Source organism: Thermobifida halotolerans (genome assembly GCF_003574835.2).
In the GTDB taxonomy this organism is placed as follows: domain Bacteria; phylum Actinomycetota; class Actinomycetes; order Streptosporangiales; family Streptosporangiaceae; genus Thermobifida; species Thermobifida halotolerans.
On the sequence record NZ_CP063196.1, the window covers coordinates 483692 to 506282 of the forward strand.

The window sequence follows — 22591 nt, forward strand, 5'->3', positions numbered from 1 at the left end:
CGATGGCACGACCGCGTATCGTCGTGGTCGGCGCGGGTTTTGCGGGACTGAACACGCTTCGCCGGCTGGAACGCAGAATTCCCAAGGGCATGGCCGAGCTGGTGCTCGTCGCGCCCAACGACTACATGCTCTACCAGCCGCTGCTTCCCCAGGTGGCCTCGGGCCTGCTGACCCCGCAGTCGATCGCGATCTCCCTGCACCGCCAACTCCGCCGCACCCGCATGGTCCCGGGGGCGGCCATCGGGGTGGACACCGACCGCCGCACGGTCGTGGTCCGCAAGATCTCGGGGGAGTACGCCTACGAGCGCTACGACCGGCTCGTCCTGGCGCCGGGCAGTACCACCCGCACCTTCGACATCCCCGGCCTGATGGAGCACGCCCGCGGCAACAAGAACCTCGCCGAGGCGGTCTACCTGCGCGACCACGTGCTGGCCCAACTGGAGCTGGCCAACGCCAGCGACGACCCCGCCGAACGTGACGAGCGCTGCACCTTCATCGTCGTGGGCGGCGGCTACACCGGGGTGGAGACGGCCGCGTCGATGGAGCTGCTGTGCGAGGAGGCGTGCCGCCTCTACCCGAAACTGCGCAGGCACATCCAGTGGCACCTGGTGGACATCGCGCCCAGCCTGATGCCGGAGCTGGGCGAGAACCTGGGGCGCAGCGCCATGGACCTGCTGCGCAGGCGCGGCGTCCAGGTGGCCCTGGAGGTCACCGTCCGTGAGGTGACACAGGACAAGGTGACCCTGACCGACGACCGGGTGCTGCCCTCCCGGACGCTGATCTGGACCGCCGGGACCTCGCCGAGCCCGCTCATCAAGGCCAGCGGACTGCCCGCCGAGCGCGGCAAGCTCGTGGTCGGGGCGGACCTGACGGTCCCCGGGCACCCCGAGATCTTCGGCATCGGCGACTCCGCCGCCGTCCCCGACCTGAGCAAGGACGAGGAGGGGGCGCTCTGCCCGCCCACGGCGCAGCACGCCTCACGGCAGGGGCCGGTGGCCGCCGAGAACGTCATCGCCTCGCTGCTGGGCCGCCCGACCCAGCACTACTACCACCGGGACCTCGGCCTGCTGGTGGACCTCAGCGGCCGCGACGCGGTCGCCCGCCCCCTCGGCAGGGAGATCACCGGCCCGTCCGCGCTGGCGCTGACCAGGGCCTACCACCTGTACTCGGTGCCGTCGGGCCCGGCCCGGGTGCGGGTGGCCGCAAACTGGGGCATCCGGGCGCTGCTCGGCGGCGAGGTCTCCCGCCTCGGCTTCCTCAACCGCAGCATCGAGACGCTGACGGACATGGAGGAACTCTCCGGCTACCTGACCCCGGAGCAGGCCAGGGAGCGGGTGAGCCTGGTGGAGGGCGACTGAGAGGACCGGAAGCCGGTGCCGGACCTCGCCCCGGGAGCCTGGGGACTCCCTCTCGGCCCCGGACCGGGCTGAGAACGCCGCGCCCGTCCGACCGCCCCCTCCGGGAGGGGAGGGCGGTGGACGGGCGCGGCGGCGGTCTCGGAGGACCGATCAGGCGACGACCTCGTACCCGGCCTCGGCCACGGCACCGCGCAACTGGACGTCGGTGAGCGGAGTCTCGCTGTCGACCTCGACCCGTCCGCTCTGCAGGTCCACGCGCACGTCGGTCACGCCGGGCAGTTCGCCGATCTCCTCCTTCACCGAACTCACGCAGTGCCCGCAGGTCATGCCGCTGACGGTGATGGTGGTGCTGGCCATGTCGACCCTCGTCTCTCGGTCGGTGTCCTCATCGGTCAGGAGCGGACCAGCCGGGCGATCGCCTCGGACGCCTCGCGCACCTTCTCGTCGGCCTCGGCCCCGCCGTCGGCGAGGGCGTGGGCCACGCAGTGCTTGAGGTGCTCGTCCAGCAGGGACAGGGCGAAGGAACGCAGGGCCTTGTTCACGGCGGAGGTCTGGGTGAGGACGTCGATGCAGTAGGCGTCGTCCTCGACCATCCGCTGCAGGCCGCGCACCTGCCCCTCGATCCGGCGCAGCCGGTTCAGATGCTGCCGCTTGTTGTCGTGGTAGCCGTAGGCGGCCATCGCGGTGTTCTCCTGTCGACTGGTCGCTTCCTCGGCCAATTATACCCCCTGTGGGTATATCCGGAGTGGGTTCCGGAGGTGATCATTTTTTGGCCGCGGCATCCCGCGGTCGCTCCATATTCGCCGATCCGTCCGGTTCTGTCGTCCCGGTCCGTCACCGCCGCAGACCGAGCCGACGCAGCTCCAGGGCGGCCAGTTCCTCGACGACCGCCTCGTCCCCGGAACGCCAGGCGCCCACCGGGTCGGAGTGCACCCGGCCCAGTGCGCCGACGGGCGCCGCCGCCAGAGCGCGCAGCGCCAGCAGTCGCGAGGCGGCCTCGGCGGGCATCGCGCGCAGCCGGCGGGTCTGCGCGGCCCGCCGGATCCAGCGGATCCGCGGCGGCAGCCACACGCCCAGCACGGCCAGGAGGGGAAGGACCGCGGTCAACAGGGAGAGGCTCAGGGCGAAGTCGGCCACGGTCTGCTGGAAGCCGACACCGGCCGCGCTCAGGTCCTCACCGGTGGCTCCCATGCTCTCGAACGGCTCGGACAACCGCTCGCCGACGAACGGCACCTCCGCGGCGGTCTCGGCCGCGGTCTCCATGTGCGTGGTCAGCCCCTCACCCGCGTCCTCCAGCAGCACGTCCGGCCGCGCCAGGGCGCTGAGCGTCTCGTGCAGGGCGAACGCGGCCCTGACCCACAGCGCGATCCAGGCGAGCGCGAGGACGTCGCACAGCAACTGGGCGCAGAGGCGGAGCGGACGGTCGGCGTAGATCTTCACGGGGGCTCCCAACTGGCACTCTCGAACGGGGGATCGCCGGACGGTGGGAAGTGCCGACGGCGCGAGGATGGTGTTCCCCCGCCGCTCCCGGCCAATCCGATCTGCCGGACATACCGTACAAAGCACCTGGTGGACTGCGGAAACGCGGTGTTTCGCACCTTGTTTTCCCATGTCGCCCGGCCGAGCATGGGAGGTATGAACGAAAGCCACACCCGCGAGGCGGAAATCATCCAACGCATCGGAGCGCTGGTCACCGAAGAGCGTGACCTGCGGGAACAGCACGAGCACCGGCTCACCCCGGCAGAACGCGACCGCATCAGGGAACTGGAGCGCGCCCTGGACCAGTGCTGGGACCTGCTACGCCAGCGGCGCGCCCGCGAGGAGTTCGGACAGAACCCCGAGGAGGCGCAGCCCCGTCCGAAAACCCAGGTGGAGGAGTACCGGCAGTGAGGACCCGGCGGCACGCCGCCTGAGCCGCGGGAACCCGAGCGGCGCGCGCCGCATCAGACAACGGTGACCCAACCCTCACCGCCCGAGCGGGGCGACCGAGAAGAAGGCACCGCACTTTGGAGATACTGACCGCGGTCGGGATGGCCTCCTCCGCCGGCCTGAACGCCTACATTCCCCTACTCGTGGCGGGGGTGCTCTCCCGCTACACCGACGTGCTGTCGCTGGCGCCCGGATGGCAGTGGCTGGAGAACCCCTGGGCACTGGGAATCCTGACCGTTCTCCTCGTCGTTGAACTGCTCGCCGACAAGGTCCCGATCCTCGACCACGTCAACGACGTACTCCAGACGGTCGTGCGGCCGGCGTCGGGCGGCATCGTGTTCGGGGCCAGTGGGACCGCGCTGACCGGCGAGGCCACCGCGGCCGCCACCGGCTCCGGGGACGGCACGGGGGTGTGGATGGTCGCCGTGGGCGCCGCCATCGCGCTGCTCTTCCACGCGGCCAAGGCGGTGACCCGCCTGATGGTCAACGGCGCCAGCGGAGGAGTCGGCGCGCCCGTGGTCAGCACCGTCGAGGACGTCGCCAGCGCGCTGATGTCCCTGCTCGCCGTCCTGCTCCCGGTCCTGATCCTGGTACTGGTCGTGGCGGCGGTCGTGGGCCTGGGATGGCTCGCGGGGTGGTCCTACGGTCGGCGCCGGAAGAAGGAGCGGAGCAGAGAGGAGCAGACCGGGTGAGAGAGCGCGTCCCTGACACCGTGCCGGCGGCGCCTAGAGTACGGGGTGTGGTAGAGCAACTCCCCGCTTCGCGCGACGGCGTCCGACACATCGTGTGGGACTGGAACGGCACCCTTCTCGACGACAACCACGCCAACCTCGCCGCGGCCAACCACGTGTGCGAGCTGTTCGGGCGGCCTGCCCTGGAACTGGAGGAGTGGCGGCGGATCTTCCGCCGTCCGCTGGTCCCGTTCTACGAGGAACTGCTGGGAAGGCCCTTCGCCGACGGTGAGTGGGAACGTCTCAACACCGCCTACAACAGCCACTACCAGCAGTTCCTCCCCTCGTGCGACCTCGCCGACGGGGCGCGGGACACACTGCGCGGCTGGCGTGAGAGGGGAGGTTCGCAGTCGCTGCTGTCCATGGCCGCGCACGAGCACCTCGTTCCCCTCGTCACCGAGCACGGCCTGGTACCGCACTTCACCAGGGTGGACGGACGGCACTACGACGCCGACGTCGACTCCAAGGCCGAGCACCTGGTCCACCACCTGGCGGCGCAGGACGTCGATCCGGCCACGGTCGTGCTCATCGGGGACATCGACGACGACGCCCACGCCGCCCGCGCCGTAGGAGCGAACGCGATCCTGGTCGCCACGGGACTGATGAGCCGCGAGCGGCTGGAGACCACCGGGTACCCGGTCGCCGACTCGCTGACCGAGGCGGTGCGGATGCTGAACGGCTGAGGAGCCTCCCGACACGGCAACGGGGGCGGCGCTTCCGTCGCGGAAGCGCCGCCCCCGTGCGCACCGTGGTGCGCGGACCGCGGCTAGCCGAGGGCGACCTTGCGGGCGTCCTCGAAGCGCCGGGTGACGTCGTCCCAGTTCACGACGTTCCAGAACGCCTTGACGTAGTCGGCCTTGACGTTCTTGTACTGCAGGTAGAAGGCGTGCTCCCACATGTCCAGCATCAGCAGCGGGTAGGAGCCGGCCGCCAGGTTGCCCTGGTGGTCGTAGAGCTGCTCGATGATGAGCCGCTGGCCGAGGATGTCCCAGGCCAGGATCGCCCACCCCGAGCCCTGGATGCCGGTGGCCGCGGCGTTGAAGTGGGCGCGGAAGGCGTCGAAGGAACCGAAGGCGTCGTCGATGGCGGCGCCCAGTTCGCCCTCGGGCTTGTCGCCGCCGTCCGGCGACAGGTTCGGCCAGAACACGGTGTGGTTCACGTGACCGGCCAGGTTGAAGGCGAGGTTCTTCTGCAGCAGGTTGACCTTGCCCAGGTCCCCCTTCTCCCGAGCCTCCGCCATCTGCTCAAGAGCGTCGTTGGCGCCCTTGACGTAGGTGGCGTGGTGCTTGTCGTGGTGAAGCTCCATGATCTGGCCCGAGATCCACGGCTCCAGGGCGGAGTAATCGTAGGGCAGTGCAGGAAGCGAGTACGGCGCGGACATCTACGCACCTTTCAGTCTCGAGATCTGACAGTTGACCCCTGCGAAAGATCGCTGAGCAAAAAGCTATCAGCCAGAGCGGGTGCCGATCGGTACCGCCTCCGGGACAGGGGCTGGCGGCCTTGGCCCACCTCCGGTGTCAGTTACCCGCGGCCGTATCCCTCATGCATGCCGTCCGTGCCCCGAACCGGAGGGATCGGGGACACACCGGAGCCCCGGGCGGCCCCGGCCCGGGGCCGCCCGGCGTGTCCGCGGCTCGCTGTGCTCAGGGGACGACGAGGCTCAGCGCCTCGGCGACGAGGGCGGGGCGCTCCTGGCCGTCGATCTCCACCTCGTGCCGCATGGTCAGCAGCAGGCCCCTGGGGGTCTCCTTGGCCTCGACCAGTTCGATGCCGTCGCGCACGCGGGAGCCCACCAGCACCGGTTGGAGGAAGCGCACCTTGTTCAGGCCGTAGTTGATGGACATGGCGGGGGCCTGCCGCACCCGGTAGGTCTGCCAGGCGAACATCGGCAGAAGGGAGAGGGAGAGGTATCCGTGGGCGATGGTCCCGCCGAACGGCCCCGAGGCGGCGCGCTCGGTGTCCACGTGGATCCACTGGTGGTCGCCGGTGGCGTCGGCGAACAGGTTCACCTGGTCCTGGGTGACGGTGTGCCACGGGCTGTGTCCCAGGCTGCCGCCCCGCGCGGCGGCCAGGGCGTGGATGTCGGCGAACTCCTGCATGCTGCGTCTCCCTCTTGCCAGCGGTGGACGACCCACCACAAGACCGACTGGACGGTATGTATCGTGGCATACGGTACCGCCCGGTCTCCGGGGCGGGGGACACTCCGGACCGGTCGGTGCCGGGCGGCGGGGAGGCGGACCCGACGGTGCCCTCAGTCCCGGACCAGCTCCTCCAGCCGCTGCTGGGGAACACCGAGGTACTGGGCGATGTCGGAGGGGGACAGGCCCGCCTCGGAGAGCCCGTAGGCGATCTCCTTGATCTTCGCCGACGCCGTACGCGCGGCCTCGTCCGCGATGTGCAGGGCGCGCCGGGCCTCGACCGCCAGTTGGTCGAGGTCCTCGCTCACGTGGGGCTGCAGGTCGACGTGGACGGTGCGCTCCTCCCGGGCGAGCTGGGTGGAGATGAACTCCCTGGCCCGCGAGCAGGCGTCGCCCAGGGTCGGCGACCAGGTGACCCCCACGTCAGCGATGCGAAGTTCCCAGCCGTTCTCCCATTTGCGGGCGTGCACCTCGTACAGCGCCACCGATCTTCCTTTCTGCGGGCCGAGTGGGTCTTGATCATCCCCGAGTCGGGACAGTCGCTGCAATACGCCGAAATGAAATTGCAGCCGAGCAATCCCTAGCACAAGAGAGCTTGTGAACGTCGGATCACCGAGGGGCTGCCGGAACGGCACTATTGCGAAACAGTCCTGTTACGCGAGTTGACAGAACCGAAACCAACGGTTTCTAAGGTCACGGTAATCGATCCGTGATCGTTCGCCCACCGGATGCGGTGGCCCGGAGCGGTCCAGACGAAGGGAAACCGGTGGTGCTGCGTGTCGGGAATCGTGGGCGCGGGTGTGAATCCGCAGCGTGTCGGCGTGGACCCCCGGTGTGACGACGCCCATCCCGTGCCCGCATGGGGCGCGGCAGACCAGCACCCGGGAGGGCACCGCAGCCGTGCCGGGTCTTCCACAGCGAGGTAGAGGACCATGACTCACTCGGTCAAGACGACCGGACGACCCCTTCACGTACCGGTGGTCAACATCTCCCGCTGGGAGATGGGTTCGGCGCGGCACCGCGCCTCCGTCGCGGCGAGCGTGGACGCCGCGGCCACGGACATCGGGTTCCTCCAGATCACCGGGCACAAGATCCCCGAACCCATCGCCGGCGGCCTGGTCCGGGCGATCGACACCTTCTTCGCCCAGAGCGACGAGGCCAAACGGGCGCTCAGCGCGCCCGCGGCCTGGATCGACCGCGGCTACCGATCACCCTCCTCCGCGCCCGGACCCCGTGTCCCCGAATCCTTCACCGTCGGCACCCAGGCCAGTGACCACCGCGACCTGGCGCTGCCGTCCGCCCACTATCCGGAGAACATCTGGCCCTCCGGCCTTCCGCGGTTCCGACACCAGTTGATGGCGTGGTTCGAGGCGGTCCGGCAGTTGGCCCGCAGACTCACCCGGATCTTCGCCGTCACCCTGGACCTGCCCGAGGGCTTCTTCCACACCTACACCGGCCATTCCCTCGACGTGCTGCGGGTGGACCGTCCTCCGGCGCCGACCGCGGCGCGCACCGACGCGGGAATACTCACCGTCCGGTGGGCCGACCCGGCTCCGTGCGTGCAGCTCCGGGACACCGACGGCCGCTGGCGCGGTATCGTCCCCGAACCCGGAGCGATCCTGGTCAACGTCGGTGACCTGCTGGCACGCTGGACCAACGACCGCTGGGTCTCGCCCGTCCACCGCATCGTGCCGTCCCCGGGAGGAGCCCAGGAACGCCACAGGTCGGCGACCTTCTTCCACGACGGGGACTTCGACGCGCTCGTGACACCCCTGCCCACCTGTGTGGACAAGGAGCGCCCCGTCAAGTACGCCCCGGTGACCGTCGCCGCCCACCTCGCCGAACGGCGCGGCTGGGACCTCACCGGACCGGCCGTGTGAGCCCGAGCGCGGCTGTGACCGGAATCAACCGAGAGCGCCCAACGAGACCGAGCGCACCGTCAGGGCGTTGACGGCACGTTCGTCCACCTCGTGCCCCAGGCCGGACTGGGTGAGCGGAACCGCCGCGATACCGTCGTGCGAGCGCACCGGCGGAACGACCAGGTCGCGGGGGAGGCGCTCACCCGCCCGCGGCATCTCACACGGCAGCGCCGCACCGGGAAGCGACGCGAGCGCCACGATCGCGGCCCGGCCCACCCCCGACTCCCCCTCGGAGCCGCACCACATCCGCCATCCGGCGTCCACCGCCCGGTCGTGCGCCCGACGTGCCGGGGTGAGCCCGCCCAACCTGCCGATCCGCAGGTTCAGCACCTTGGCCGCCTCCATGCGGATCGCCTCGTCCAACCGCTCCAGGGAGTCGACGGAGTCGTCCAGCGCCAGCGGAGTGCGCAGGTCGCGAGCGAGCCGGGCGTGCGCGGACAGGTCGGAGGCGGCGAAGGGCTGCTCGATGGCGAGCAGGCCGTAGTCGTCCAGGGCGTGCAGCGCCGCCAGGTCCTCGGGGCTCTCGGTGTAGCGGCCGCCGCCGTCCACCTGGAGCACGAGGAAGGGATAGGTCGCCTGGACGGCGCGCACCGCCTCCACGTCCCAGCCGGGGCCCACCTCCAGGCGGACGCGCTTGCACCCCGCGCCGACCTGCCGGTTGACCTCGCGGACCAGTGCCTCCACGGACGACTGGCGCCCCAGGGTGACCCCGGTGGTGACGGCCGTGCGGACACCGCCCAGCGCGTGCGCCAGCGGGGTGTCGCGCTGTCGGCTCCACAGATCCCAGCAGGCGGTGTCCAGCGCGGCCGCCACGGCGGGACGGGGCCCGAGCGGACGCCACGCCTCGGACGCCTCGGTGGGCCGCTGCCAGCAGTGCCCCACCAGGGCCGGGGCGAAGTCCGCGACCAGGGCGTCCCAGTCGGAGTCGTCGGCACCGGGAATCTCCCCCCAGCCGCTGGTGCCCGACTCGTCGCGCACGCGGATCAGGACGTGCCTGGCGAAGCGGTCGTGTTCTCCGGAGGCGCGCCGCCGCGGTCCGGAGCGGGCCAACGGCAACCGCACCAGGCTCATCTCCACGGCCGCCACACGGGTGAGGGTCGTCGGCTCCGTGCGTGCCACTGACCTACCGCCTCCCAGCACCGGGGTCACAGACGGGAATCGCCGCCTTCCTGCACATTCGACGGTATCCCCTCGACCGGGTCGGCACCACCGGCTCAGCTTGTGGAGAACACGGCAAACCCCGCGGGCGCGGCGGCTCCTACCCTTCGAGGACCTCGGCCACCGGGCGGGCCCCGAGACCGTGCGCCCGGGCGACCGCGTCGTTGGTGAGCTCCCCGTCGTGGGTGTTGAGCCCCGCCGCCAGCGCCGGGTCGTCGGCCAGCGCCCCGCGCCAGCCCCTGTCGGCCAGTGCCACCGCGTAGCGCAGCGTGTCCTTGGTCAGGGCCTGCGTGGAGGTGGTGGGCACCGCGCCCGGCATGTTGGCCACGCAGTAGAACACCGTGTCGTGGACGGTGAAGGTGGGGTCGGAGTGCGTCGTGGGACGGGTGTCGGCGAAGCAGCCGCCCTGGTCCACCGCGATGTCCACCAGGACCGCCCCCGGCTTCATCCGCGCGACCAGCTCGTTGCCGATCAGGGTGGGAGCCTTGGCGCCGGGGATCAGCACCGCGCCGATGACGAGGTCGGACTCCACCGCGGTCCGCTCGATCTCGTAGGCGGTGGAGGCCAGGGTCCGCACCCTTCCCCGGTAGCGGGCGTCGGCGTGGCGCAGCCTGGCGACATCCACGTCCAGCAGGGTCACCTCGGCGCCCATGCCCACGGCGACCTGGACGGCGTTCATGCCCGACACTCCCGCGCCGATCACCATGACCCTGGCCGGACGCACCCCCGGCACCCCGCCCAGCAGCACGCCCCGGCCGCCGTTGGACCGCTGCAGGGCGGCCGCCCCCACCTGCGGGGCCAGCCGTCCGGCGATCTCGGACATGGGCGCCAGCAGCGGCAGGGAGCGGTCCGGAAGCTGCACGGTCTCGTAGGCGATACCGGTGACCCCGCGTTCCAGCAGGGCGTCGGTGCACTCCCGGGAGGCGGCCAGGTGCAGGTAGGTGAAGAGGACCTGGCCCTTGCGCATGCGGGGGTACTCCTCGGCGACGGGCTCCTTGACCTTGAGGACCAGTTCGGCCTCGCCCCACACGTCCTCGGCGGTGCCGAGGACGCGGGCGCCCGCGGCGGCGTACTCCGCGTCGCTGATGGAGGAGCCGACGCCGGCATCGTGTTCGACGAGGACCTCGTGGCCGTGCCGTACCAGTTCGTGGACACCGGCCGGGGTGATCGCCACCCGGTACTCGTGGTTCTTGACCTCGCGGGGCACGCCGACGCGCACGGTTCCTCCCGGATCTCCCTCGACGCTGGTTGCATCCTCCACTCTGTCCTTCGATGTCCGTCTCATCCACCGACATCATGCATGTGAGACCGAAGGTTTCTTGTCACTGTGTAAGTTTTCCCGCGTTTCCCCTAGTTGTAGGCCGACAGCAGGGGACCGCCGTGCAGCGGGGGATCGTCCTCCGGCTCCGTCGACACCGGAACCCCGCACACCCACGTGCCCACCACGCGGCCCTGCAGCCGCCGACCGGTGTAGGGCCCGCCCCCGGACCCCGAGACCACCTGGTGGGCGTCGGGGTCGAAAGCGACCAGGTCCGCGTCCCGCCCCGCCTCGATGCGTCCCTTGGCGGCCAGCCCCATCAGCTCGGCGGGGCGCTGCGCGGTCCACCGGCTCAGCTCGGTCAGGCCGCGACCGCGGCGCCGGGCCGCGGTCCACAGCGCGGGCAGCGTCCAGCGGATCGCCGCGATCCCCGTGCCCGGCCGGTGCCCCGAGGCGACCGAGTCGACGATGGCGTCGCCGAGCGAGTCCGCGCCGTGCAGCAGGGCGTTCCACAGCGCGCCGCGGTTGGCGTCGGAGCGCAGCGGCGGACGGCAGCGGTAGGACGGGTCGCTGTCGGGCACGTGCTCGGCGGGCAGGCACAGGTAGTGCGGGCTGGTCTGCGCGCTCACCGGAATGCCGATGGCCCGCGCCGCGGCCAGGATCGCCGCGCACTCGGCCGCCACGAACGGCGCGATGTGCGCCCGGGCCCCGCTGGTCCGGGCGGCGGCGAGCACCCGCTCCAGACCCCGCCGCTCGGCCCGCGGCGGCCGTGCGGCCAGCAGCGCGCTGTTGTTCGGGCCCACCGGAGTGCCCAGTTCGCCGGAGTCCTCGGCGTGCACCACCAGCGGCACGTCCATCGCCGCCACCTCGGCCATGCTCTTGCCCAGGTAGACGTCGTCGAGCGGAGCCAGATCGGGACCGCCCCCGTCCGACAGCGAGCAGGCGAATCCCACCACCCCGTTGGCGCGCAGGTCCGCCAGTTCGGCGGAGCTGCTGCGCGGAGTGACCCCGCCGAGGAACGCGACGTGGACGGCGCAGTTGCTCGCGGAGGCGTGCAGGTGCGCCCGGAGCGCCTCGGTCGAGGTGATCGCGGGCTGGGCGGGAGCGGGAGCGACGACGAGAGTGGTGATCCCTCCGGCCGCCGCCGCCCTCGTGGTGCGCGCGTACCCCTGGGACAGCAACTGCCCGGGCGTCTGCACGGCCGCGTCGATGTCGACCATCCCGGGAAGCAGCGCGACCTCGCCCAGGTCGGTCTCGTTCCGGCAGGGCAGGTCGGCCGAGTGGTCGGCGACGGCGGCGACACGGCCGCCGGCGACGGCCACCGCGGCCGGTCCGACGCCCGTGGGAGTGACCGCGCGCTGGGATCGGATGACGAGATCGAATTGGCGCACCTGGCCCCCTTGCGTGGTTGTCGTCCGAGAGCCGACGTTCCCGGGGCGGGTCGCGGACCGCGCGACAGCGGGTCGGACGTCGGACTCGGCGGCATTGACCGTATCGTGATGCCGACCACCTGTCCGGGGCGCCGACATCGGCTGGCCGTACCTCTGCCCGCCATTGTTCCCGCCCACCGGGGCGACCGCTGGCTTTTCGACACACCGGGACCGAGTTTCTGGCTTACGGTTCGGTTGCGGAACGTGTCCGGAACCCTGCGGTCAGCGTCGCGACGGGTGGAGTACGACGCTTTGTAGTAATTCGTTTAGGCTTGTCCAAGGTGGTGTCCGTACTGAACGTCATGGACTGGTTCTTCGGCGATGCGGCAGAGGCGGTCGCCCCCTGGCTATGGGGAGCGTTTGGGGTGATAATCGGTGCGGGGCTCGCCACGGTGGTGATCAGCAGCCGCCGAAGACAGTAGGACGTTCGACGACGACGGAGCGCAGGCGTGGCTTCCCCCGATATCCAAAGACCCAGGACCGACGGACACGGCGCCGGCGAGGCCGTCGTGCTGGTCGCCGCGGCCGCGGCCGCGGCGTGCCTGATCGCGCTGATTCTCGCCATGCTGCTGGGGGGCGCCGGCTACCCCCAGATCAGCCCCGGACTGCCCGACCCCGGCGCGCTCACCCGCTGGGGGCTCCCGGTCGCCAGGGCCGCCATGGACGTCTCCGCCGCGCTGACCGTCGGACTTCTCGTCCTCGCGGTGTTCCTGCTGCCGCTGCACCAGGGCACGCCCGGCGAACAGGCGCGCTCCTACGTGCGCGCCGCCTCCTGGGCGGCGCTGGTGTGGGCGGCGGCGGCCGGCGCCGCCCTCGTCTTCCAGCTCTCCGACATCCTGGGGCGTCCCGTCACGGAGGTCGTCGGCAACGAGATCACCAGCTACGCCAGTTCGGTGCCCCAGGGCATCGGGCTGACCCTGACCGTCCTCGCCGCCCTCGGCGTCGCCCTGATCGGCCGCACCACGACCGGTGCGGCCGCAACGGTCGGACTCACCGCGCTGGCCCTGGTCGGACTGCTGCCACCCGCCCTCACCGGCCACGCCTCGTCCTCGGGCAGCCACGAGATGGCCATCGTCGGCCTGTCACTGCACGTGCTGACCGTCTCGGTGTGGGTGGGCGGCCTGGCCGCGCTGACCTTCCACGCCCTGCGCGGCACCGGCGAGCACGTGCCCACGGCGGTGCGGCGCTTCAGCACGATGGCGCTGTGGGTCTGGATCGGTGTGGCGCTGAGCGGAGCGGCCAGTGCCGCGAGCCGCCTCTACACCGTCGGAGAGCTGTTCACCACCGCCTACGGGCAGTTGATGCTCGCCAAGACCGCCGCCTTCCTCGCCCTGGGCGTCCTGGGCTGGGCACACCGCGCCCACGCCGTCCCCCGGATCGCCGAGGAACCCGGACGGCGGCTGTTCCTGCGCTTCGCCGGAGTCGAGATCGTCCTGATGGCGGCGGCCATGGGGCTGGCCGCCGCGCTCAGCCGCACCGCCCCGCCGCCCGACCTGACGGAGGCCACGGACGCCTTCCGCAACCTCGCCGGCTTCGCCATGCCGCCGCCCATGAGCCCGCAGACCCTGCTCACCCTGTGGCGGCCCGACCTCTTCTTCATCCTGGTCATCGGCGTCCTGGCCGGTCTCTACACCGCCGGTGTGGTCCGGCTGCTGCGCCGCGGCGACACCTGGCCCCGGGGGCGGACCGTCGCCTGGCTGGCGGGCCTGCTCGCCCTCGCCGGAGCGCTGCTCAGCGGCGTCGGCACCTACTCGTACGTGCTGTTCAGCGTGCACATGGTGCAGCACATGGTGTTGTCGATGCTGGTACCGATCCTGCTCGTGCTCGGCGCCCCGGTGACCCTGGCGCTGCGTGCCCTCAGGCCCGCCCACCGGCGCGGCGACAGGGGACCGCGCGAGTGGCTCAACGCCTTCCTGCACAGCAGGTACTCGCGTCTGGTGACGCACCCGGGCTTCGCCACGCCCGTGTTCGTCTTCAGTGTCTACGTCCTCTACTTCACCCCGTTGTTCGGCACCCTCATGCAGGACCACCTGGGGCACATGTTCATGAACGTGCACTTCCTGCTCGCGGGGTTCCTGTTCTACTGGATCATGATCGGCGTGGACCCCGCCCCCCGGAAGGTCCCCTTCCTGCTGCGGATCGTGCTGCTGCTGGTCGCGATGGGCTTCCACGCCTTCTTCGGCATCGTGATCATGATGCAGTCCGCCCCGCTGGGCATGGAGTACTACGGCCAGTTCGAGGTGCCGTGGCTGGACGACCTCGCCGAGGACCAGTACGCGGGCGGCGGGGTGGCCTGGGCCGTCGGCGAGATCCCCACCCTGCTGGTGCTGATCGCCCTGGTCGTGCAGTGGTCCCGCGACGAGGAGCGTGCCGAGCGCCGCCGCGAGCGCCACAGTCGGCGCGACGGCTCCGAGGACGCCGACCTGGACGCCTACAACGCCTACCTGGCCTCCCTGGAGCGCAGGGCCAAAAAACGGGAGGAGCGGGAGGAGCGGCTCTGAGAGACCGTTGGGTATGCGTGTGGCTACGCGGGGCGCTCACCGGGGCTGAGGCCGCGGAACCCCGGCCGGGGCGTCCGGGAGGCCCCTCTTCCCACCGGCCTCCCCGCTGGCTTCGAATCCTTCCTGCTGTCGGCAGAACGGGCTGTGCCCGGGCGGCCGCGTGTGGTTGGTTCGGGGGATGACCGACTTCCGCTTCGGCGTCAACTTCCGCGACGCCGACCTGGACCACTGGACCGACTACTGCGCACAGACCGAGGCACTGGGCTTCGACGTCCTGTACGCCTACGACCACCTGGGACAGCCCGACCCCTTCGCGATGCTCGCCGCCGCCGCGGCGGCGACCACGCGGCTGGGGCTGGGCACCTACGTGGTCAACAACGAGTTCCACAACCCCGCGCTCCTGGCCCGGGCCGCCGCCACCGTGGACCGGCTCAGCGGCGGACGGCTGGAACTGGGCCTGGGCGCGGGGCACATGAAACGGGAGTTCGACGACGCCGCCGTCCCGTGGCGGCCCTACGCCGAACGGATCGAACGCCTGGAGCGCACCATCGTCGAACTCGACCGGCGGTTCGCCGCAGGCGAGCCGACCCCGGCACGGTCGCCGCGCCCCACGCTGACGGTCGGGGGCCACGGGGAGCGCATCCTCGCGCTGGCGGCCCGGCACGCCGACGTCGTCGCCTTCAGCGGGCTGAAGCAGCACCCCGAGCGGGCACCGGGGGAGTTCACCGTCGCGGGGACCGACGAACTGCTGCGCCGGGTGGAGTTCGTCCGCCGCACGGCGGGAGAGCGCGCCGGGGAGCTGGAGTTCAGCGTGCTCGTCCAGGCGGTTCTCCTCACCGACGACCCCGAGCGGACCTTCGCCGAGACGGCCGGGCTGTTCACCGAGGCCGGACTGCCGGACCTGCGCGCGGTCCTGGACAGCCCGTTCGTCCTGCTCGGCAGTGCCGAGGAGATCGCCCGGGAGATCATCGCCCACCGCGACCGCTTCGGGTTCACCACCGTGGTCGCGCACGGAACCCACCGCGACGCGCTGGCCCGGGTCATCCCCGAGGTCCGCGCCCTGGCCTGAGGGCGTCAGACGAGGGTGGAGGCGGTGACCGCGCCGAGGATGCCGACCAGCACGCAGATGCCCAGGGCTCCCAGGTAGACCGCGGGACCCGAAAGACGCGGCAGCGACTCGGGCCGGGCGGAGCGCCGTGTGGTCACCGCCGAGAAGAGCAGGGTGGAGCCGACGATCAGCAGGGCCACGCACAGCGACGCGGTGAAGGCCGAGGCGAATCCCGCCTCGGCCACGGTCGTCAGCAGGTTGGCGGCGGCCAGGGTCGGCAGCACGACGAGCAGCAGGGCGATGGCCACCCCCGACGCGACGCGCGGGCCGGTCCGGGAGGAGCGGCCGACGAGGGTGAGCAGCAGTCCCTGGAGCGCGATGTTGAGCACGGCGCCGCCGACGCCGAAGATTGCGATGGTGGTGAGCAGCGAGATCACCGGACGATTGTCCCACTGTTGCGCCGTGGTCGGTCTCCGGGGCCGCTGTGGCGTTTCACGTCATGCCGCGACGGCCCGGTACGACCCGTGTGTCCCACCGGGGCGGGGACTCTCCCCGCGGGTGAACTCGATCCGCTCCAGTCGGGCGGCCGCGGAGCGGTCCAGCAGCACGAGGGAGCGCGCCGCGGGCGTCGCCGAGCGGGGGTCGCGCACGACGGCGTCCCTCAGGGCCCGCCACCGGCGCAGGTGCCTGCGGAAGCTGTGCGCGCTGACCCGCCTGCCGCGGGCGAACTGCCCCCGGCGGGCCTCGTCGGGGGCCGCGTCGATCAGCAGCACGTGGAGTTCGGCACCCACCAGGCGGCAGTACAGCGCGAACAGCAGGCGCACGAGGCGCCGGGTGCCCGTCTCGTGGGCGATGACCGGGCCGCCGCAGCGCAGCGCCACCAGGACCCGCAGGTAGTGCAGCAGGTGGGTGATCCAGCGCCAGGAGGGGTAGGGCACGGCGGCCAGATACGGGGTGAGCCGGTTGCGGGCCTGCAGTGAGTCGACGACGCGCACCCCGTCGGCGGTGCGCACCGTCGTGCTCTCGGCTCCTGACAGCCCGTAGAGCCGACCCAGCAGGGTGCTCTTGCCCGCGCCGGGGAGTCCGCCCAGCAGGACCAGGCAGCGCCGCGGGTAGCGCAGGACACGTTCGTCGGGGCGGGCGGGGCCTTCGGGGTACGGCGGTGAGGCGATCACAACAGGGGTATCACCGCCGGGGGTAAGGAGACGGTAAGGACGGGGTTGACTTTGTGCCACGGCGGCGGGGACGCCGCCGCTGCCGGTCGGGTGCCGGGCTACCTCCGGCGTGCCAGGGTCAGGCCGTCGCCGATGGGCAGCATCACCAGTTCCACCCGGTCGTCGGCGCGGGCGCGGGCGTTGAAGTCGCGGATGCCCTGGACCCCGGGGGAGGTCTGCGCCGGGTCCAGGACCCGGCCGTGCGAGAACACGTTGTCCACCAGCAGTACCCCTCCCGGACGCACGCGGGGCACCAGTTCCTCCCAGTAGTCGACGTAGGACTCCTTGTCGGCGTCGATGAAGGCCAGGTCGAACCGGGGTTCGGCGGGCAGCGCGCGCAGGGTGTCGATCGCGGGGCCCAGACGCAGCTCGATCCGGTCGGCGACCCCGGCCCGCTTCCAGTAGCGGCGGGCCACCGCCGTCCACTCCTCGCTGATGTCGCAGGCCAGCAGGGTGCCGTCGGCGGGCAGGCCGCGGGCCGTGCAGATCGACGAGTAGCCGGTGAAGGTCCCCACCTCCACCGCGTGGCGGGCGCCGGTCAGACGGGCCAGCAGGGTCAGGAACAGTCCCTGCTCGGGACCGATCTGCATGCCGGTCCGCTCAGGGAAGAGCCGTTCGGTCTCGGCTGCCAGGTCGGCCAGGACCTCGTCGACGGGGGTGCTGTGCGCGACCACGTAGGCGTGCAGTTCCGGGCTGAGGTTCTCCGAGAAGCGTGTCACGCGCCCAGCCTATCCAGGCGGCCTGGAATCCCCGGGGACCGAGGCCGCACGCTCCCGGGGCCGCCCTGGAAGCCCCCGGCGCCCGGTCGCGGGGTCGGCCCCGCTCACCGGGCCGCCTCCGCCGTCACAGTTCGGGCACCAGGTCCTTCCAGGGGAACAGGTAGACCGACATCAGCACGATCGCGATCGTGAGCATGGGGGTGATGACCTTGCGCTCCACCGGACCGTCGGTCTTGAAGCCGATCTTCTGCCCGAACCGGTACTTCCACACCGGCCACAGCAGGGGCACCCCCATCTCGGTGGCCATGTCGCCGACGAAGTGCAGCAGGCAGCCGTAGGCCACGGCCAGGCCGAGCCAGGAGTAGTTCACCCCCGAGGTGTAGAGAGCCAGTGTGATGCCCGCCGTGGCCAGCGCGTTGATGAACTCCGCGGCCACGCGGTTCTTCTCCATGCCGTAGCCCAGGCCGTTCAGCGCGATGCCGACCAGCAGGAACACGAACACCTGGGCGGCCAGTTCCGACCACCACACCAGCAGTTGCGCGAGCCCGCCCATCAGCAGCGCGAACAGCAGGGAGTGGGTGCCGTTGCGGTGGCCGCCGAACGCCCAGTTGAAGAAGGCGCCCAGCGTCTCGGTGAAGACGCCGTAGGTCTTGGTGATGGTGGCGCTCCTGTGGTCCAGGTCGGGGACCAGCGCGGCGCCCGCGCAGACCAGTCCGCCCGCGATGATCTCGCCGGGCCCCAGGTCGAAGGTGACGCCCATGACGTCGACCTGGTTGAGCAACGGAACGACAGCCATCCAACCGACCACGCCGCTGAGCGCGTGAGAGTGCCCCATCATGGGCGGAACCGTAGCGGTTGGCGGGGGTTTCTGGCGAGTCGTGGAGCGTGGGAGGTGCCGGAAGAAGGCGGGGCGGTGGTGTGAGATACGGCTCAATGGTAGACGGCGGGGCCGCGTCCGATGGCCGGACGCGGCCCCCCGTCCGGAGCGGCCGTTCGGGGCCGGGCCGCCGACCAGCGACAACGCCTTCCTGCGGACGTGCCGCCCGTTGTGGCGCCATCCACGGGCGAACGGGAGCCTCTCCGCGTTCCGCATATGCTTCTTCCAGCCGCCCGTTCCGGCCTGGCCGTCAGGCGCCGAGTCATCGGTCGCCTAGTGCCGGACCTGGCCGCCGTGGCCGATCCACGGCGGCCCTGGCCTCGGTGGCACCCGACATGCTCGTGGGGATCATGTCGGGAACCACGGGGGCACGGGCGGCCTTCCGCGTTCCGCCGCGCCTTCCCCGCAACCGCACCGGCGCCCGTGTCCCGCCGCCCGGAGGGACGACGGGAGCGGGGGAGCGGAGGTCCTCCGCTTGACAGCGGGGACTTCTGTCCCCGATATTGGTCATACGCCCAAGGCGATCGACCAGTAAATGGAGGTGGCGGTGCCCGCGGAGACCGCGAGCGAGCGGGGACGGCAGACCAGGCAGCGGCTGGTCGCCGCCGCGATCGAGCTGATCCCCGAGGTCGGCTGGGCAGCGGTGACCACCCGCCGCGTGGCCGAGCGCGCCGGGGTGCGCCCCGGACTGGTGCACTACCACTTCGACTCGGTGGCCTCCCTGCTCACCACCGCGGCGGTCGAGTTCGCCCGGGAGGCGCTGGGAACGCCGCTGCGGGAGCTGCGGGCGGCCTCCGACCCCGCCGACGGCCTGGTCCGACTGCTCGCCGCCCTCGACGCCTACGACGGCCGCGACCCCGGATCGCTGCTGATGATCGAGGCGACCCTGGCGGCCACCCGCGACGCCGCGCTGCGCGCCGCCTTCGCCGAACTGCTGGACGACTTCCGCGCCGACGTGGCCGAGTGGCTGACCGGACACGCGGTCCCCGACGCCGCCGAGTGCGCCGCGCTGCTGTGCGCACTCCTCGACGGGATCGTCCTGCACCGCGGACTGAGCCAGACCCCCGACGCCCGATCCCTCGCGGGACCGCTGGGCAGACTCCTGGCCGCTCCCGCGCCCACCGACGAGAGGAGCCCCCGGTGAGAGTCGTGGTCTGCGGAGCCGGAATCGCCGGCCTGTCGCTGGCCTGGTGGCTGGAGCGCGCCGGATGGGAGGTGCTCGTCGTGGAACGCGCCCCCGAACAGCGCGGCGCGGGCTACCTCATCGACTTCTTCGGCCCCGGCTACGACGCCGTCGAACGGATGGGCCTGCTGCCCCGGGTGCGCGAACGCGCCCAGCGGGTGGCCGGGGTGCGCTACCGCGACCCCACGGGCCGCGTCACCGGCACGATCCCCTACTCCTCGTTCCTGCGGCTGCAGCGGGGCCGGGTGGTCACCATGATGCGCGGCGAACTGGAGAACATCCTGTTCGAGGCGCTGGGACCGGGGGTGGAGTTCCGCTACTCCACCAGTGTCGACGCGGTGACCACGACCGACGACCACGTGGCGGTCACCCTCACCACCGGCGAGGTGGAGCGCGCCGACCTGCTCGTGGGCGCCGACGGCGTCCACTCCCGGGTCCGCGGACTCGCCTTCGGCCCGGAGCGGCGCTTCCTGCGCCACCTCGGCTACCACACCGCCGCCTACCTGTTCACCGACCCGGCGATCGCCGCCCGCCTCGACGACCATCTGGAGATGCTGGAGGCGCCGGGCCTCCAGGCCGGGGTCTGCCGCCTCGACGGGGACCGGTGCGCCGCGGTGTTCGCCCACCGCGCCCCCGCGGACTCCCTGCCGCAGGACGCCCGCGCACGCCTGCGGGAGCGCTACGCGGATCTGGGCTGGCTGCTGCCCGAGGTCCTCGACCACTGCCCCGAACCGTCGCGGCTGTACTACGACGAGGTCGCCCAGATCGAGACGGCCTCCTGGACACGGCCCCGCGTGGTGCTGCTGGGGGACGCCTGCCAGGCGGTCTCGCTGCTGGCCGGGCAGGGGGCGGCGATGGCGGTGGCGGGCGCCTGCGTGCTCGCCGAGGAGCTGCTGCGCGACGGCGACGCGGTGGCCGCGCCGTTGCGCTACGAGGCGCGGGTGCGGCCCGCGATCGTGCGCAAGCAGCGGGCGGGTCGGCGCACCGCCGACTGGTTCGTGCCCGCCACCCGGGCCCGGCTGCGGCTGCGCACGGCGGTCCTGCGGCTGGCCGCCGCACCCGGCCTGACCGGGCTGCTCAGCCCGGTGCTCACCACCCCCGCGGACCGGCTCAACAGCCTCCGGCCGCCCCGCTGAGTGTCACCCGACGTCGTCCGGAAGCCCCAGGGCGCGCCGCTCCCGCCGGGCGCGCACGTCGCGCATCAGCGCCGTCACGGTGGGACCGTCGGCCACGCCGTTCCCGGGCAGTCCCCGCTCGGTCTGGAACTCGCGGAGCACCGCCACCCGCTCGGCAGGCGCGGCGGCGGGAGCGAGACGCCCCAGTTCGACCAGCAGGGCGTGGACCTGCCCGGGATCGGCCTCGGGCAGCACCCGCTCGGCGTCGAACAGCGCGCCGAGCACTCCCGTCACGAAGAACAGCATGTCGCGCAGGCGCCGACCGGCCGGGCCGGACCACGGACTCGTCCGCCGGGGAGCCCGCACGACGCCGTGGCACCCCGGGTGGACCATCACCAGCATGGTTCCTCCCCCCCTCGGAACCAGCCCTTTCTTTCAAGTATGGGCGGTGGGGCAAACCGCGCGCCGGGCGGAAGGCGCGACGGAACCGGGAGGGGTCAGGGCAGCGTCAGGATCTCCGCGCCGTCCTCGGTGATGACGATGGTGTGCTCGAACTGCGCGGTGCGCCTGCGGTCCTTGGTCACCGCGGTCCACCCGTCCGGCCAGACCTCGTAGTCGATGGTGCCGAGGGTGATCATCGGCTCGATGGTGAAGGTCATGCCGGGGACCATCACGGTGTCGGCGCGCGGGTCGTCGTAGTGCGGGATGATCAGCCCGGAGTGGAACTCCGGGCCCACGCCGTGGCCGGTGAAGTCGCGCACCACGCCGTAACCGAAGCGCTTGGCGTAGGACTCGATGACCCGGCCGACCACGTTGATCTGCCGTCCCGGTCGGCACGCCCGGATGGCCCGCATGGTGGCCTCGCGGGTGCGCTCCACCAGCAACCGGGACTCCTCGTCGACGTCTCCGGCCAGGAACGTGGCGTTGGTGTCGCCGTGCACGCCGTGGATGTAGGCGGTGATGTCGACGTTGACGATGTCACCGTCGGAGATGACGGTGTCGTCGGGGATGCCGTGGCAGATGACCTCGTTCAACGAGGTGCACACCGACTTGGGGAACCCCTTGTAGCCGAGCGGGCTGGGGTAGGCGCCGTGGTCGCACAGGAACTCGTGGCCGACGCGGTCGAGCTCGTCGGTGGTCACCCCCGGTTCGACGTGCCTGCCGACCTCCTGCAGCGCCTGCGCCGCGATCCGGCCGGCCACCCGCATGGCCTCGATGGTCTCCGGGGTCTGGACATCCCCCAGCACACCCTCGACCGGACGCTTCTTGCCGACGTACTCGGGGCGGGGAATGGACGGAGGGACCGTGCGTTTGGGCGAGAGACGCCCGGGAACCAGCGGGGTAGTCATAGAACACGAGTGTAGTCAGCCGCAGATGGGAGGCGTCCGTGAGCGGAGCCCTGGGACGGGACATCCTTCCCGAACCCGAGAACGGGCCGGGACAGTGGTGGTACTCCCTGAAGACCAAGCAGGTGGAGTACGGTCCTGGCAGTCCCGGCAAGGACCGGATGGGCCCCTACCCTGACCGGGCCTCGGCGGAGGCCGCGATGGAGAGGGCGAGGGAGCGCACCGAGCGGTGGGACGAGGAGGACCGCGAGTGGAACGACTGGTGAGAGCGCCCTGAGTGCATCGCCCGGGTACGTGCGGAACGTAGTGGGCGAACCGCCGTGAACAGGGCGCTTCCGTGGAACGGTCTAGAGTGGTCCTGCGGGTGGGAGCTGCTCGCGGGGCGGATAACGCGGAGATAACGAGCCGCAGAACCGCAGGTCAACTTCTCCGAGCCCCACGCACGTGGGGATGGACCGGCGATCACCGAGGGCGGGGGCGGAATCCTGTCCCGAGCCCCACGCACGTGGGGATGGACCTCGAGGATTGTGGATACTCCGCGGAGCGGTCGCCCGAGCCCCACGCACGTGGGGATGGACCGGGGGTGGGGCGGCGAAACACCGGGAACACCAGCCGAGCCCCACGCACGTGGGGATGGACCGTACGACCAGTCCGACCACGGGCCCTC

Annotated in this window: 25 protein-coding genes and 1 CRISPR repeat array (1 of these 26 only partly in view); of the genes, 10 read left to right on the forward strand and 15 right to left on the reverse strand. The window is 71.7% G+C overall.

What is annotated here, in order from left to right:
- The first annotated feature begins 2 nt into the window (after positions 1–2).
- On the forward strand, positions 3–1358 hold the full coding sequence (locus NI17_RS02145; RefSeq protein WP_068692574.1) for an NAD(P)/FAD-dependent oxidoreductase: 1356 nt from the start codon (positions 3–5) through the stop codon (positions 1356–1358).
- 150 nt (positions 1359–1508) lie between these two features.
- Here the strand turns inward: NI17_RS02145 and NI17_RS02155 are convergent, their stop codons facing one another.
- From NI17_RS02155 to NI17_RS02165, 3 genes are all read right to left on the reverse strand, one after another.
- Positions 1509–1715, reverse strand: coding sequence for a heavy-metal-associated domain-containing protein (locus NI17_RS02155; protein ID WP_068692575.1), 207 nt, complete (start codon positions 1713–1715; stop codon positions 1509–1511).
- A 35-nt stretch (positions 1716–1750) separates the two neighbouring features.
- The gene (locus NI17_RS02160) at positions 1751–2038 is read right to left on the reverse strand and encodes a metal-sensitive transcriptional regulator (protein WP_068692576.1); all 288 of its coding nucleotides are present in this window, start codon (positions 2036–2038) and stop codon (positions 1751–1753) included.
- 154 nt (positions 2039–2192) lie between these two features.
- Positions 2193–2798, reverse strand: a complete 606-nt coding sequence (locus NI17_RS02165) for a hypothetical protein (RefSeq protein WP_119267832.1) — start codon at positions 2796–2798, stop codon at positions 2193–2195.
- 195 nt (positions 2799–2993) lie between these two features.
- On the opposite strand from NI17_RS02165, the gene NI17_RS02170 reads away from it, so the two are divergent.
- The 3 genes from NI17_RS02170 to NI17_RS02180 all read left to right on the forward strand — a co-directional run bounded on the left by NI17_RS02170 (position 2994) and on the right by NI17_RS02180 (position 4701).
- The gene (locus NI17_RS02170; RefSeq protein WP_068692577.1) at positions 2994–3248 is read left to right on the forward strand and encodes a DUF2630 family protein; all 255 of its coding nucleotides are present in this window, start codon (positions 2994–2996) and stop codon (positions 3246–3248) included.
- Between the two features lie 116 nt (positions 3249–3364).
- Complete coding sequence (locus tag NI17_RS02175) at positions 3365–3979, forward strand: DUF4126 domain-containing protein (protein ID WP_084012702.1); 615 nt, start codon at positions 3365–3367, stop codon at positions 3977–3979.
- A 47-nt stretch (positions 3980–4026) separates the two neighbouring features.
- Entirely contained in the window at positions 4027–4701 is a 675-nt protein-coding gene (locus NI17_RS02180) for an HAD family hydrolase (protein WP_068692578.1), read from the forward strand.
- Positions 4702–4784: 83 nt separating this feature from the next.
- Here NI17_RS02180 and NI17_RS02185 read toward each other — a convergent pair whose 3' ends face one another.
- From NI17_RS02185 to NI17_RS02195, 3 genes are all read right to left on the reverse strand, one after another.
- On the reverse strand, positions 4785–5399 hold the full coding sequence (locus tag NI17_RS02185) for a superoxide dismutase (protein ID WP_068692579.1): 615 nt from the start codon (positions 5397–5399) through the stop codon (positions 4785–4787).
- Positions 5400–5661: 262 nt separating this feature from the next.
- Complete coding sequence (locus NI17_RS02190; RefSeq protein ID WP_119267833.1) at positions 5662–6117, reverse strand: MaoC family dehydratase; 456 nt, start codon at positions 6115–6117, stop codon at positions 5662–5664.
- Positions 6118–6269: 152 nt separating this feature from the next.
- Positions 6270–6641: a hypothetical protein gene (locus NI17_RS02195; RefSeq protein ID WP_068692581.1), complete on the reverse strand. Its 372-nt coding sequence runs from the start codon at positions 6639–6641 to the stop codon at positions 6270–6272.
- Positions 6642–7088: 447 nt separating this feature from the next.
- Here NI17_RS02195 and NI17_RS02200 point away from each other — a divergent pair, with 447 nt between their 5' ends.
- Complete coding sequence (locus tag NI17_RS02200; RefSeq protein ID WP_084012704.1) at positions 7089–8036, forward strand: isopenicillin N synthase family dioxygenase; 948 nt, start codon at positions 7089–7091, stop codon at positions 8034–8036.
- A gap of 24 nt (positions 8037–8060) precedes the next feature.
- Here the strand turns inward: NI17_RS02200 and NI17_RS02205 are convergent, their stop codons facing one another.
- The 3 genes from NI17_RS02205 to NI17_RS02215 all read right to left on the reverse strand — a co-directional run bounded on the left by NI17_RS02205 (position 8061) and on the right by NI17_RS02215 (position 11882).
- Complete coding sequence (locus NI17_RS02205; RefSeq protein ID WP_068692583.1) at positions 8061–9194, reverse strand: enolase C-terminal domain-like protein; 1134 nt, start codon at positions 9192–9194, stop codon at positions 8061–8063.
- A 139-nt stretch (positions 9195–9333) separates the two neighbouring features.
- Complete coding sequence (gene ald / locus NI17_RS02210) at positions 9334–10452, reverse strand: alanine dehydrogenase (protein WP_068692584.1); 1119 nt, start codon at positions 10450–10452, stop codon at positions 9334–9336.
- Positions 10453–10583: 131 nt separating this feature from the next.
- Positions 10584–11882, reverse strand: coding sequence for an amidohydrolase family protein (locus tag NI17_RS02215; RefSeq protein ID WP_068692585.1), 1299 nt, complete (start codon positions 11880–11882; stop codon positions 10584–10586).
- Positions 11883–12370: 488 nt separating this feature from the next.
- Here NI17_RS02215 and NI17_RS02220 point away from each other — a divergent pair, with 488 nt between their 5' ends.
- Positions 12371–14422, forward strand: a complete 2052-nt coding sequence (locus tag NI17_RS02220) for a bifunctional copper resistance protein CopD/cytochrome c oxidase assembly protein (RefSeq protein ID WP_068692586.1) — start codon at positions 12371–12373, stop codon at positions 14420–14422.
- A 178-nt stretch (positions 14423–14600) separates the two neighbouring features.
- The gene (locus tag NI17_RS02225) at positions 14601–15491 is read left to right on the forward strand and encodes a TIGR03621 family F420-dependent LLM class oxidoreductase (protein ID WP_068692587.1); all 891 of its coding nucleotides are present in this window, start codon (positions 14601–14603) and stop codon (positions 15489–15491) included.
- A gap of 5 nt (positions 15492–15496) precedes the next feature.
- On the opposite strand, the gene NI17_RS02230 is transcribed toward NI17_RS02225, so the two are convergent.
- From NI17_RS02230 to NI17_RS02245, 4 genes are all read right to left on the reverse strand, one after another.
- Entirely contained in the window at positions 15497–15907 is a 411-nt protein-coding gene (locus NI17_RS02230) for a hypothetical protein (RefSeq protein ID WP_068692588.1), read from the reverse strand.
- A 60-nt stretch (positions 15908–15967) separates the two neighbouring features.
- On the reverse strand, positions 15968–16645 hold the full coding sequence (locus NI17_RS02235) for an AAA family ATPase (RefSeq protein ID WP_068692589.1): 678 nt from the start codon (positions 16643–16645) through the stop codon (positions 15968–15970).
- Positions 16646–16743: 98 nt separating this feature from the next.
- Positions 16744–17403 carry an O-methyltransferase gene (locus tag NI17_RS02240; RefSeq protein WP_068692590.1) on the reverse strand — a complete coding sequence of 220 codons (660 nt, stop codon included), beginning with the start codon at positions 17401–17403 and terminating at the stop codon, positions 16744–16746.
- Positions 17404–17527: 124 nt separating this feature from the next.
- On the reverse strand, positions 17528–18241 hold the full coding sequence (locus NI17_RS02245) for a metal-dependent hydrolase (RefSeq protein ID WP_068692591.1): 714 nt from the start codon (positions 18239–18241) through the stop codon (positions 17528–17530).
- A gap of 586 nt (positions 18242–18827) precedes the next feature.
- On the opposite strand from NI17_RS02245, the gene NI17_RS02250 reads away from it, so the two are divergent.
- Entirely contained in the window at positions 18828–19424 is a 597-nt protein-coding gene (locus tag NI17_RS02250) for a TetR/AcrR family transcriptional regulator (RefSeq protein WP_234402021.1), read from the forward strand.
- A complete protein-coding gene (locus NI17_RS02255; protein ID WP_068692593.1) occupies positions 19421–20599 on the forward strand; it encodes an FAD-dependent oxidoreductase in 1179 nt (392 codons plus the stop codon). Before NI17_RS02250 ends, NI17_RS02255 begins: the two co-directional genes overlap by 4 nt.
- A 3-nt stretch (positions 20600–20602) precedes the next feature.
- On the opposite strand, the gene NI17_RS02260 is transcribed toward NI17_RS02255, so the two are convergent.
- Both NI17_RS02260 and map read right to left on the reverse strand, forming a co-directional pair.
- Entirely contained in the window at positions 20603–20980 is a 378-nt protein-coding gene (locus tag NI17_RS02260; protein WP_068692594.1) for a hypothetical protein, read from the reverse strand.
- 95 nt (positions 20981–21075) lie between these two features.
- Complete coding sequence (gene map, locus NI17_RS02265) at positions 21076–21927, reverse strand: type I methionyl aminopeptidase (protein ID WP_068692595.1); 852 nt, start codon at positions 21925–21927, stop codon at positions 21076–21078.
- A gap of 38 nt (positions 21928–21965) precedes the next feature.
- Between map and NI17_RS02270 the strand changes: the two genes are divergently transcribed.
- On the forward strand, positions 21966–22190 hold the full coding sequence (locus NI17_RS02270; RefSeq protein WP_084012705.1) for a hypothetical protein: 225 nt from the start codon (positions 21966–21968) through the stop codon (positions 22188–22190).
- Positions 22191–22353: 163 nt separating this feature from the next.
- Positions 22354–22591: a CRISPR direct-repeat array (repeat unit 29 nt; unit sequence CCGAGCCCCACGCACGTGGGGATGGACCG) (it continues 523 nt past the right edge of the window).